The sequence below is a fragment of the Salinivibrio proteolyticus genome (assembly GCF_001996165.1).
In the GTDB taxonomy this organism is placed as follows: Bacteria; Pseudomonadota; Gammaproteobacteria; order Enterobacterales; family Vibrionaceae; genus Salinivibrio; species Salinivibrio proteolyticus.
Genome location: NZ_MUFP01000021.1, coordinates 1 through 12,440, shown reverse-complemented (window position 1 = coordinate 12,440; position 12,440 = coordinate 1). Strand labels below are relative to the sequence as shown.

The following is a 12,440-nucleotide window of genomic DNA, read 5'->3' as shown; positions in this document are numbered from 1 at the left end:
CAAAAATACCCACTTGGCTGAATAGAAAAGGACACAATGGCTGTGCCCATACTGAATTGATTGAGAGGTGCCGCTAGTGCTTGATAAAAAGCTGACGGGGCAAATCACATAGTGTTTGCGCACCATCTCGGGTGATCACAATGCTTTCTGTGGTTTCCATCCCCCAATCTTTCATCCACAGTCCCGGCATGAAGTGGAACGTCATTCCCTCACGCAAAATGGTTTGATCGCTGGGGCGTAAGCTCATGGTGCGCTCTCCCCAGTCGGGTGGGTAGCTCAGCCCAATCGGGTATCCACACCGTGCGCCTTCTCGGTCAAACCCATAGCGCAACAACGCATCATTGAGCGCGTTGGCAATGTCGCCACAGGTGTTACCGGGCTTGGCGACGGCGAGTCCAGCTTCAATACCGGCTTGCAAGGCTTCATCTGCACGTAGGAACTCATAGCCAGGTTCGCCCAAGAAAATGGTGCGAGAGAGCGGACAATGATAACGCCGATGCACCCCGGCAATTTCAAAAAAGGTGCCTTCTCCCCGTTTAAACGGACGATCATCCCACGTGAGATGAGGGGCGGCGGCATCACCGCCAGAGGGTAGCATGGGGACGATGGCTGAGTAGTCACCGAAGTGACCGTCATGACCGACTACCGCATGCTTATTAATCTCGGCCACCAGTAGGTGTTTGGGTAAACCGGGTTCAATCATTTCAAAGGCCACACGATGCATGTTTTCTACAATGCGGGCGGCGGTGTGCATATAGGTCAGTTCTTGATCGGATTTCACCGCACGACACCAGTTGACCAACCCAGTCGCATCGACCAAGGTTGCCATCGGGAGATTTTCTTTTAATGATTCAAACGCGGTGGCACTGAAATAATAGTTGTCTTTCTCAACACCGATCCGCCCCCGATCCCAGTAACGCTCAGCGAGTACATAGTTAGACAAGTACTCCATGGGGTGGAGCGGGGGATTCATTACGTAGTGGTCAGGGTAATAGGTGATGCATTCTGCACTCATGTAGACAGTGCGTAATGCACCATTGGCGTCTTGAATGCGACCAAACCAAAGAGGGTCGCCTGTCGCGCCGATCACGACACATTGGGGCACATAAAACGACCAACCGTCATAGCCTGTTAACCATGCCATGTTTGAAGGATCATGGACCAACAAGGTATCAATCTCATGCTCTTCCATCGCATAGCGAACCTTCGCTAAACGGGCGCTGTATTCTTCGTATGAAAACTTCAATACAACGTCGCTCATACGCATGACTCCTGTCCAATACCACGACTGTGGCGCTACTAAAACGTACTACTGACCGGTAATCGAACTTGGATCAAAGGCGATTACCGGTACAGAAAGGTGCCGTTTTTCGGTCTTGTTATCGAACAAACGGAGGAGGCTCGCTTGTGTGAACAGCTGTACATCTCTGATTTTCATTGTCTAATTTGTCGACAATGGCGCACTGCTTTCCACAACAGGATAAGGTTTTGTTTCGCCTCTAGTTAAGGGTTACACCATAGAGTGAAATATCGTCAAGTTTTGTTAGAAACAATTTTGTCACTAATGTGACAACTGTTATTAACAGCACAAAACCGGGCGAGGAGAAAATAACGAAAGGCGGATATGGTCATAGGGTGAAAGCTGGCACAGCGCTCTTACAAAGCACTGAACCAGTCTTAGGCAGCAGATTGCACTAATAGCACCCAACCTGCTGATTGGGTGCTTAAAACGGTGCTTATTGTTTTTTCAGCACATACATGTCGGCTAAATCACCGTCGATACGCTCACCGTTCATATCGAGCATGATGATTTGGTTCTCTGCAACAAAGAACTGATTAGGCGTGTCGGTTAGGCCTTGGAGGGTGACGATGGTACCCATGTCGCCCCAAGTAAAGGTCCCTTCCTCTTTTAATGCCTCACCTTCTTTACCAAGATAAGTTTTGGTTAATACATAGGTGTTATCTTCGTTTAGTGTCAGGCTGGTTTCGATACCTTCGCAGTCAGCACAAGGGACGACACCTTGATACGTACCATTCCAATCTAGTGATAGTTTTGCATTGTGGTGATCAACCATTTCGTTGACAGCATCGCCTGCTGCATCAACCGCATTCTCGGCGCTATCCATTGCTTGTTCTGCGCCAGCTTGAACATTTTCTACTGCGTTTTCAACTTGCGTCTCGGTTGCAGGTTTGTCATTGGCCTGTTGCTCACAGCCCACTAAAACAGCGACAAGAGCGAGTGGTGCTAGTACAAATGCCTTTTTCATGATGACCTCTTTTGCATGTTCGATACATGATTACTTTAAACGTGATGAGGGCGTTGCCCTCAATGGATGTACTCATTGTAGCGGCAGACAGGAGGGTGGTGTCATTGTTAAGCTAGGCTTAAGTCAATGTTATTCGATGAAAGTAAAGAAACCGTCAACTGATCAAAACTGGGATTTACTTCGTTAGTAACAAGGTTGCCGAATAGCAAAGCGGTCAATGAACGCGTCAAACAACAAGGAGCGATGATGCAACAACACAAAATTTTGATGGTGCTGACATCTCACGATGCCATGGGCGAGACGGGGCACAAGACAGGCTTTTGGCTTGAAGAGTTCACCACCCCTTACTACGCGTTTAAAGATGCAGGGGCAACCGTTGTGGTCGCGAGCCCTAAAGGCGGAACGGCGCCGATTGACCCAAACAGCGAGGCGGAAGATGCGCAATCGGAATCCACACGCCGGTTTGATGGCGATGCGGAGTTGCAAGATATGGTTAATAACACCGTCACGCTGAGCGATGTGAATGCGTATGAGTATGATGCGATTTTCTATCCCGGTGGACACGGTCCATTGTGGGACTTGGCGGAAGACCCGACATCTCGTCAGTTGATTGAGACCTTCTACTATCAGGGCAAACCCGTTGGTGCGGTATGCCACGGCCCTGCTGTGTTCCGTCATACGCGTTCAGATCGTGACGAGCCACTGGTGAAAGGCAAACGGGTTACTGGTTTCACCAATAGCGAAGAAGCTGCCGTTGGCTTAACCGAGGTAGTACCATTTTTAGTCGAAGACATGCTCAAAGAAAACGGCGGTCTTTATGAGAAAGCGGATGACTTTACCTCGTATGTGGTTACTGATGGCAACTTAGTGACAGGGCAAAATCCAGTGTCATCTGAAGCCTGCGTCAATGCGGTGTTGGCATTGCTAAAGTAAGTCATATGATAGTCTCTCGATGAAAGCGCCTGCGGGCGCTTTTTTTGTATCGGACGAGATCAATAGAGTGGGGTGTATTTTATCCAATGGATTCGTGTAGATTAAAAACGACACGGATAGAAGAGCACGCCGCATGAAAATACTCATCATTGAAGATGACCACGATCTCAGCTTAGCGATGTCAGAATATTTAGAGCTGCATAATATCGACTGTGATTTTGCCTATAACGGCGAAACGGGGATCCAGCTTGCCAGCCAGCAGACGTTTGATTGTGTGATACTCGACAATATGCTGCCCAACGTTCAGGGTATGGCGGTTTGTCGTGAGTTGCGTGAGCAGGGGATTGATACTCCGGTGTTAATGCTGACCGCGTGCGGTGCGGACACCGACCAGCTTGAGGGCTTTCGCGCCGGTGTAGATGATTATGTGGTCAAACCTTGCACCATGCCGTTGTTGCTCGCACGTTTACAGGCCTTGCATCGACGTCATCAACCGGTACGAGAGTGTATCACCATTGCTGATCTGACGATTTACCCCAAAGAGCATATCGCGTCGCGCGGTGATACGCCGCTTAAGCTGACCCCTATCGGTTGGAACATTCTGTTGCTACTCGCTCGCCGCTCACCCACTGTGGTGTCCAAAAGCGATATTGAGGAGGCGATTTGGGCCAGCGATGATGTGAGCCAAGGAACCATTAACGTGCACCTTCACCATTTGCGTAAAGTGGTTGATAAACCCTTTGCTAAAACGCTGATCCACACCCATGTCGGTATTGGTTTGTCCCTTTCTGAGGCCGCGCCGGTATGAGCCAAAGCCCTGTTCGAAGCCTCGCGGCACAATCGCGTCGCCAGCTTGTGTTCATGGCGGTGGCGATCTTTATCGGGTTGTTGGCACTTGTCACCGTGTTTAGCTTTTATCAAATCAGTCAGGCAGGCAAAAACTACATGCGGCTCGATGCTATCAAGCTAGAGCAGAAGCTGGCCGCCGATCCTAACTACCCATTACCCCAAAGTGACACTGTCAGTGCGTATCGAGATTGGCAGGCTATCCCGACATCGGTGCGTGATTTGTTTTCCTCAGAGCCGATACAGCCCGATGATCCAATTGAAATTCAGCGCATCAATGACAGTGGCGCGCGAGAGTATGGTTATTTGTTGTACTCCGATCAGCACCTATCCCAAGGCCTGTACTTGATCGAGTTTGAAGCGGCAGAAAAAATCGAGGCATTAGCCGCCATGATTGTCGAGCGCTCGTTGGCCGATGCCAGCGTGTTAATTACCGCTTTTATGCTGGTGCTTGTCACCGTGATTGGGCTGTTGTTTAACAATGCATTGAAGCCACTCAAAGAGTTGGTGGCATGGTCGGCGCGGGTAAAAACACACCCTGATCAAGCCATCGATGTGCGCTTTTCGGTACGTGAAGTTAACCAAATCGCCGACCACTTGATGGCCTCGCTGCAACAGGTGCGTGAGCATAATCAACGGGAGCAGCAGTTCTTAAAGCATGCCAGCCATGAACTGCGTACGCCGTTGGCGATTATACAAGCATCCTTGGATACTTTGTCACTGCGTATCGATGACAAGGATGCCAGTTATCCGGCCTTGCAGCGCGCCTCGCGTGCCAACGCCAATATGATGGCACTGTCTGAATCACTGCTTTGGTTGGCACGGCAACATCCAGATAAGATTCGCCAATCAAAGGTCGACCTAGGATCGCTCTGCGCAACCCTCATGGATGAGCTGGCGTATCTTGCAGCGCATAAGCCAGTGACTGTCCATATCGATAATCACAGTGATCCTATTTCTATTGAGAGGGAATTGTTTCGTATTGCGGGTACCAACCTGATTCGCAATGCGCTCACCTACAGTGCGCCCGGCGCGATTGAGATTAAGATCACCAACGGGCAGTTTTCGATTGCCAACCCTATTGATTCAGACGTGGATGAGAATCAGATCGGATTTGGTCTAGGCCTACAGCTTGTTGAGCGCATTGCCGGACAGCTCAACTGGCATTTTGAATTTCAATGTGACGTTCAGATGGCGAAGGCGGTTATCAATTGGGAAGCCGCGCACAAAATGACGGGRGAGTCTTAAGGTTTTCTTAATACCGGTTGTTTCAAGATAAGGGCGAACTCTCAGTTACTATTTCGCCATTATGGAGAATCGCCAGTGAATCCATTTGTCACACTTATCTGTTTCGTTTTGACCTTGGTGCCCTTGGCCGGGCATGCGCAAACCGACAGTATGTCCGCGGATAATTATCTGACCGTTGGTCTGGTCGGCTATACGGAGCCGTCGATATATCTCGGTGGTGAAAATGACCAAGACATTGAGCTGGTGGTTGAGGCGCAATGGGAGGGGATTTTTTATCGCAACGATACCCTAGGTGTGTATCTCGCCGAGAGCGACAGCTGGTATGTGTCGGCGGGCGTGGGCGACGATGTGTTTGGCGATCACGCCCGCGGTGACAGCAAAACCCTCAAAGATATGAAAAGTCTCGATAAGGTGTATACCGCTAATCTAACCACTGGCTGGATAACGTCGGTGGGCTATTTTGAGCTCGGCTACCATCATGATATCTCGGATAATCATAACAGTGGCGCGGTGGTGGGCCGCTATGGCGCGCCGATGGAACAAGGCCCGTGGGTGCTTGACCCTCAAGTGTCACTGACTTGTGTGGGTCGCGCGGTGAGTCGTTATTATGTCGGTGTGTCAGCCCAAGACGCCAAAGCTGGCCGACCCACTTATCAACCTGATCAAACCTGCATGCTTCAATCCGACCTCAATCTCTATTACAGGTTTGGCCGCGCGCATCATCTTTTGTTGGGGGTGAGCTATCGCCACTATGGCGATGAAGTATCAGACAGCCCTATTGTTGATAGAGACGATTTGTGGTCGTTCAATACCGGCTATTTATATACCTTTTAGCGGTAATGGGTGGAAGGAGAAAGGGGATGAAGTGGCTAAAGCGAGGTTTGATAGCGCTGGTGCTGATAGGCACGTTTGTGGTCATAGTCATGGATGACCCAAACGCGGGGCTGACGCTTCAAGCCATTCACTTTAACGCCGGCGATAATCAGCTCACGGGTGAGTTAATTTTACCTTTAGGTACTGAGACGCCGAATCAGTGTGTGGTGTTTGTGCATGGCTCTGGTGACGTGCCGACCGATGCGTTTGGTTATTACCTCCCACTTTGGCGAGTGTTAGCGGCGAATGGGTGGTGTGCGTTGTCTTGGGATAAGCCGGGAGTGGGAGAGTCGAGCGGGGATTGGCGGTCGCAATCGATGCAAGATCGGGCCGATGAAGTCGCGGCGGCGATTCGCTATTTGCGCCAAACCTTGGGGCTAAAGAATGGCAAACTGGGGTTGATGGGCTTTAGCCAAGCCGGTTGGGTGATCCCGAAGGTGGCGCACCAAGTCGAAAACATCGACTTTTTGATCAGTGTCGGTGGGGCAGTCAACTGGATGGCGCAATCCGAGTATTCTGGACATCAACGGCGATTAGCCGCCGGATACAGTGAATCAGCTATTGCGGAAGAGCAAGCTGCCGAGGCGACAGTGGATGCCTTGATCCAGTCCGGCGCGTCGTATCAACAGTACCTCAACCACGTAAAACAGGATGAGAAAGCGCCCATGAGTGAGGCCTTTTGGCAATTTGTACAACGTAATTGGGCCTCGGATGTGACTGCTGATTTAATCGATCTCGACGTGCCCACGTTAGCGTTGTTTGGTGCGCGGGATGCTTATGTCGACTCAGATAAAACCGCTTCTACGTATCACCAACTGCTCGCTAATGCACCGCTGTCTTTTTATCACGTGCGTGTGTTTGAAAATGCCGATCACAGTCTACTGCGCACCGACAACATCGCCAACGCGCACAGTGAGCGTCACCGTTGGTTAACGCTGGCACGGATTTGGTGGCAGGGAGAGGCGGCGTTCGCGGATGATGTGATGCCATGCTTAACGTCTTGGTTAGCGCAGTTTGAGAGCGGGCGGCCAACACAGCCTATTATCTGCGCGTCTGAGCAGCTAAGCGATGTAAAGCCATTACTAAACGCGGATACGACGCAGGGGTAACGTTTCAATTTGCGGTGAATTGGGGTTTAATGCAGGCATTGACGCTAACGCTAAGAGAACCAGCATGCAAATATGGGTAGATGCGGACGCTTGTCCGGTCGCGATGCGCGAGATGATAGTACGCGCGGCACACCGAACGCACATTCAAGCCACCTTTATTGCCAACCAGTTTATCCGTTTACCGCCGTCGCCTTACGCCAGTTCACGTCAGGTAGAAAAGGGCTTTGATGTGGCGGACAACCAAATTGTTGCCGAAGCAGAGGCGGGTGATTTGGTGATCACCCAAGACATTCCGCTCGCGGATGAAGTGATTGAAAAGGGCGTGACGGTGATTAACACCCGCGGCGAATTGCTGACCAAAGAAAACATCCGCGCCCGGCTTAATATCCGTGATTTTATGGAAACCATGCGCAGTAGCGGTGTGCACACAGGTGGGCCTGCTCCGCTTGGTCCGCAGCAAAAACAAGCCTTTGCCAATCAGCTTGATAAATGGCTGGTTAAAGCCCAGCGTTATCATGCTGCGCGAGCAAAATCGTCTGATTAAGCCTGCGAGCTTATCCTCTCATCACTCAATTTTTTCTGCTGACTAAATAGCAACCGGTGCCCACTCGCGATTGGCGAAGTGGGCAATCAGCGCATCCAGCAGCGCACGCACCGCCGGTGGCTGGTTGCGACGCGACGGATACAAGGCGTAGATATCCATTGCCTTGGGTTGCCAATCGGGGAGCACGACCTCCAACTGACCTCGCGCAATGGCACTATGAGCCRGGTACACCGGCTGCATGCTTATGCCCATGCCCTGAATGGCAGCACTGAGTAAGGTGGTCGCCTCGTTAGCTGAGAGCTTACCTTGCACTTCAACCGCGGCGTGTTCCTCGCCTTTGTCTAAATGCCAAATCGGTCGATCAAACTGCTTGTAACTGAGACAGCTATGCGCGGTGAGATCTTCCGGTGAGCGGATCGGTGCATGGGCCGCCAAATAATCCGGTGCCGCTACCAAAACGGAATCACACGCGGCGATCGGACGACCAATTAGGGAAGGATCCGGGTTGGATGCAATGCGGATGGCTATATCAATCCGTTCCGCAATCAAATCGACGGCCTTGTCTTGCACTTCAATATCTACATCGACCCCGGGGTGAGCGGCCATAAAGGGCTTTACCGCGGGGATCAGTTGCGCAAAACCAAACGACATACTGGTGGCCACCCGCACTTTTCCGGTCAAGCCCGCGTCTTGTTGCCATTGCTGTGTCAGGGCATTGGCTTGTTCAACCCATTGTTCCAGTTGTGGCAAGCTTTGCTCGCCAGCGGAGGTTAACGATACTTTGCGCGTGGTGCGCTGCAATAAGCGCACGCCTAACCAGTCTTCCAGCGCTTCGACATGACGAGTCACCATGGGGCGCGACATCTCGAGACGCTCGGCAGTGGCGGTAAAACTTTGCGTAAGGGCGACATCAATCAATACGCGGGCTGCAGTCAGTGTGTCCATGTCAATCTCATCTATGCTTAAGAGCCAGCCGTTCGTAAGGCGGTACGACCCGTTTACATGCTCGAATTGTGAAATAATGATGTAAATTATTAGCTATATATTCGAACAAGTCGAGCCCGTAAACTGCACAGCATCTCAACACCGAATGCAAACAACGGAGCACGACGATGAAATTGATAAAAACCCTAGCCGCCTCTTTATTACTGACTGGCAGCGCAATGGCAGCAAATAATGCTGAACCCTTGAACTTGGACGTATATAACGCGGATGGTAATAGCTTCCACGTAAACTCAACCTTGGTGTATGGCGAAACCGAAGCCATGGTGGTTGACACGGGCTTTACTAAAGCAGACGCGCTGCGTATTGCCGCTAAAGTGCTGGACTCTGGGAAAGAGCTGACCACTATCTTTATTAGCCAAGCAGACCCAGATTATTATTTTGGCGCGGAAGTGCTGCACGGCATGTTCCCTGACGCAAAAGTGATCACCACACCGGCAGTGCGCGCCACCATTGCAGAAAAACTGGATGGAAAAATGGCATTTTGGGCTCCAAAAATGGGTGATAATGCACCGCAAAACCCTGTAGTGCCTGCTGCTTATACCCGTTCATCATTGACACTGGACGGTCGTAAAATTGAAATTCGCGGCGCGAAAGGCGAGTTGGCACATCGTCCGTATCTTTGGATCCCAGCCAACAAGGCGATCCTAGGTAACGTCGCTGTGTATGGCAATGTTCACCTTTGGATGGCAGACGCACAATCTGACCAAGCGCGTGAAGGTTGGGCCGCACAACTAGAAGAAATGGCAGCACTGAAGCCTAAAGTCGTGATCCCAGGACACATGACCGCGGGCACGGCACTGAACGCTGACACCATTACTTTTGCCCAGCAGTATTTGCAAGACTTTGCCGAGGCGAAAGCAAACAGCAAAGACAGTGCTGAGCTGATTAAAACCATGCAAGCGAAATATCCGAAAGCGGGTTTGCCGATGGCTTTGGAAATTGGTGCCAAAGTACATATGGGAGAGATGGAATGGTAAACGTCCACTATATTTTTGACCCAATGTGTGGCTGGTGCTTTGGCGCCGCCACCTTGATTGAAAGCTTGAGCAACACCCCTGAGATTAACTTGCAGCTTCATCCAGGTGGTATGCGAGAGCGTGCGCCGATTGAAGACAGCTTTCGTCAACACATCTTGGCGGCAGATCAGACCATTGCCGATCAAACCGGACAGACATTTGGTCAAGCCTATCTAGACCGCGTGGCAAGCGACCAGCCGGTAATTTTGGACTCCTTTATGACCGCGCAAGCCATCCTCGCTGCCCAGCAGCTTGATGGTCAGGGGGCAGAGATGCTGAAACGCATCCAGCGTGGCCATTATCAGCAAGGTCGCTCCGTCTATGACGCTGACACGCTCGCAGAGCTTGCCAGTGAGATGGGGATAGAGGCAGGGGCTTGGCAACAGGCGATGAATCGCGCCGAAAATGATGTGATGCCTGCGGTGAATCAAACCCGTCAATTGATGGCAGCGCATGGCTTACGCGGTTTTCCATCCATGCTGGTGGAGCAAAACGGTCAATGGCAAGCCATCACAGTGAGCCAATACTATCGCCGCCCAGATGCATGGCAGGCGCTCTGGCAAACACTGACTCAGGCATAAAGCAAACAAAAACGGCGAGCATGAAGCTCGCCGTTTGTGATTTAACGAAGATTGTAAGAGGTTAGCGCCATTCCCACTGACTGCCCTTGATGTCAGCCTCAACGCGCCATGTATTTGCATTCCATTTCAACGCATTATCTAACGCATTTTTCATTTGCCCACCCTCAAATCGCCATGTTTGGCTCGGGGTGTCAGCGCACGATTCCATGCTGATTTGTACACCTTTCTGATCCAAGCATAAATCTGGTGCCACTTTACTCATGAGTTTTCCTTCAGGGGTTAATTGCCACTGCTGGTTACTACCACCATGACATTGCCAGCCAAATACGTTTGCGCCGGGATGGTTGCTGCTCGACTCAACGTCGAGGCAATGGTTGTCTTGGGTCACCAGCTGTTGCCACGATATAGCGGGCGTTTGTGCGCCTGCCGATGCATCGAAGAGCGTTGAAACAACAGCGGTCATAGGCTGTGAGTAACGTGATGCGTGAGGTGCCTGACGCTGCCAGCTCGTGGGGACGGGCTGATCAATACGCCATGAACCTTGTCCATCATAGTAAGATTTAGCAATGGCATTGGGAGTCGGTGTCCACAAGAAATCAGGATGACGGTTCTGGTACCACTCGCCGCCAATGATATCGCCTTGTTTATCCAACTCTAAGTCGTAGTAGTAAGTGACTCGAGAGACGCCATCGAATGTTGGAATATCTTTGTCACGGTGAGTAGGGTTGGTTTCAACCATATAGTCGACCACCATTTGCACACCGACGATCGACTGCGTACTTCTCGAACGGTATTTCGCGAACTTATCTTTACTATATTGGGCCAGTGGGATCTTGACCTTGTTGGGATCATCCGAAGAGCGGTGAGTTTGTGGGTTAAAGTAGGTAAGTTTGTACCCGAGAATCGGCTGGTTCCAAACTTGATAGTCATAGGTCGCGTCCATGATCATACTGCGCCCTGTGATGCCGATTTGATTTAACACCGCTAAGTGCCAACTGCCTGGGTTGTTGTCGACACAATCGGGCTCAATAATTCGGCCATTTTCATCTTTTTGTGGATTTTTGATATTACAGCGACCACCGATAAATTTGGTGTCAAAAGGCGCTTCCGCCCACAGTAAGGTTCCTAATGCCTTAATATCTGAGGGATAGAACTTTAACATCTCGCCATTCGCGTCCGGTACAGAAACAGATTTTTTGGGGCGAGGCAGCATGTACGCGGCTGCAGCCCAGCCATGACACAGTCCCATCCACTTTTCTACATGGCCTTGTGACTCGAAGTAACCTTTTCCTGAATCCCACGACTTCTTGGTTAATGTGTAGTTCGAGTCACCCACTAATAAATCATACTTTTCTGCGGGGGAAAGCAAATCACGTTGGTGAGCAGGATAAGTATTAACAGGCTTTATAGTATGAGAGAAGTCATAATAACTTTGCCAATTAGAGGCGGAAAGCTCTCGGTCTGCATAGCGCCATGCCGCGGCACCTGAATATAATGGCCAATAGGTATCTGACCATGGCTGTGTTGTCAGTTTTTTGCTAATCGGTGCTTGCTGGCTTAATACTGATAAATTACGGATTAAATTATTTCCTGCGTCAACTAAGCGAGCGGGGTTATCATTATACAAGCGTATGTTTGATAAGGGCTCGACAATACGATCATTAAGGTCTAATGGTGGCGGTGTGCCAGCTGCGCGCGCCATAATGTCATCACGTATCCTTGCTCGAAAGCGCTCTACAACATTAGCTTCAGGGGTTTGGTAGTCGTCACCACCTTTCGGGGGAAGTGCGTTCATGACCTTTTGGGGGTCTTGATGGAACTCCGTCATAAAGGTATTTATTTGTGTATCATCCGCGGAAGCGGACAATGGTATAGCGATAGCCAACAATGTGATCATTCTTTTCATTATAATTACTCTACGTTGTTTGTTTTTATGTTTTGTTTGCCGAGTGGAATAATTTTTTAACGGCGAGCGGACACTAGTTTTAGTGATTAATGAAATCAATGTATTATTATTT

The 12,440-nt window shown here is 50.4% G+C and carries 12 protein-coding genes; 8 read left to right on the top strand and 4 right to left on the bottom strand.

What is annotated here, in order from left to right:
- Positions 1-73: 73 nt before the first annotated feature.
- Both doeA and BZJ19_RS14305 read right to left on the bottom strand, forming a co-directional pair.
- Entirely contained in the window at positions 74-1,261 is a 1,188-nt protein-coding gene (gene doeA, locus BZJ19_RS14310) for an ectoine hydrolase DoeA (protein WP_069587855.1), read from the bottom strand.
- A gap of 475 nt (positions 1,262-1,736) precedes the next feature.
- Positions 1,737-2,267, bottom strand: a complete 531-nt coding sequence (locus BZJ19_RS14305) for a copper resistance protein NlpE (RefSeq protein ID WP_069587843.1) — start codon at positions 2,265-2,267, stop codon at positions 1,737-1,739.
- A gap of 246 nt (positions 2,268-2,513) precedes the next feature.
- Here BZJ19_RS14305 and BZJ19_RS14300 point away from each other — a divergent pair, with 246 nt between their 5' ends.
- The 6 genes from BZJ19_RS14300 (at position 2,514) to BZJ19_RS14275 (ending at position 7,820) form a co-directional block, all read left to right on the top strand.
- Positions 2,514-3,200, top strand: coding sequence for a type 1 glutamine amidotransferase domain-containing protein (locus BZJ19_RS14300; RefSeq protein ID WP_077676134.1), 687 nt, complete (start codon positions 2,514-2,516; stop codon positions 3,198-3,200).
- Positions 3,201-3,333: 133 nt separating this feature from the next.
- Positions 3,334-4,008: a response regulator transcription factor gene (locus tag BZJ19_RS14295; protein ID WP_077676133.1), complete on the top strand. Its 675-nt coding sequence runs from the start codon at positions 3,334-3,336 to the stop codon at positions 4,006-4,008.
- Positions 4,005-5,294 carry a sensor histidine kinase gene (locus BZJ19_RS14290; protein WP_077676132.1) on the top strand — a complete coding sequence of 430 codons (1,290 nt, stop codon included), beginning with the start codon at positions 4,005-4,007 and terminating at the stop codon, positions 5,292-5,294. Before BZJ19_RS14295 ends, BZJ19_RS14290 begins: the two co-directional genes overlap by 4 nt.
- A gap of 75 nt (positions 5,295-5,369) precedes the next feature.
- Positions 5,370-6,128: a MipA/OmpV family protein gene (locus BZJ19_RS14285; protein ID WP_077676131.1), complete on the top strand. Its 759-nt coding sequence runs from the start codon at positions 5,370-5,372 to the stop codon at positions 6,126-6,128.
- Between the two features lie 26 nt (positions 6,129-6,154).
- A complete protein-coding gene (locus BZJ19_RS14280) occupies positions 6,155-7,276 on the top strand; it encodes an alpha/beta hydrolase family protein (protein WP_201249200.1) in 1,122 nt (373 codons plus the stop codon).
- A gap of 64 nt (positions 7,277-7,340) precedes the next feature.
- Positions 7,341-7,820, top strand: a complete 480-nt coding sequence (locus BZJ19_RS14275) for a YaiI/YqxD family protein (protein WP_069587832.1) — start codon at positions 7,341-7,343, stop codon at positions 7,818-7,820.
- Between the two features lie 42 nt (positions 7,821-7,862).
- On the opposite strand, the gene BZJ19_RS14270 is transcribed toward BZJ19_RS14275, so the two are convergent.
- A complete protein-coding gene (locus BZJ19_RS14270) occupies positions 7,863-8,765 on the bottom strand; it encodes a LysR family transcriptional regulator (protein WP_077676129.1) in 903 nt (300 codons plus the stop codon).
- Between the two features lie 167 nt (positions 8,766-8,932).
- Between BZJ19_RS14270 and BZJ19_RS14265 the strand changes: the two genes are divergently transcribed.
- Together BZJ19_RS14265 and BZJ19_RS14260 are read left to right on the top strand one after the other, a co-directional pair.
- Complete coding sequence (locus BZJ19_RS14265) at positions 8,933-9,802, top strand: MBL fold metallo-hydrolase (RefSeq protein WP_077676128.1); 870 nt, start codon at positions 8,933-8,935, stop codon at positions 9,800-9,802.
- The gene (locus BZJ19_RS14260) at positions 9,796-10,422 is read left to right on the top strand and encodes a DsbA family protein (RefSeq protein ID WP_077676127.1); all 627 of its coding nucleotides are present in this window, start codon (positions 9,796-9,798) and stop codon (positions 10,420-10,422) included. Before BZJ19_RS14265 ends, BZJ19_RS14260 begins: the two co-directional genes overlap by 7 nt.
- Before the next feature lie 61 nt (positions 10,423-10,483).
- On the opposite strand, the gene BZJ19_RS14255 is transcribed toward BZJ19_RS14260, so the two are convergent.
- Positions 10,484-12,328, bottom strand: a complete 1,845-nt coding sequence (locus tag BZJ19_RS14255) for a ricin-type beta-trefoil lectin domain protein (protein WP_077676126.1) — start codon at positions 12,326-12,328, stop codon at positions 10,484-10,486.
- Positions 12,329-12,440: the final 112 nt, after the last annotated feature.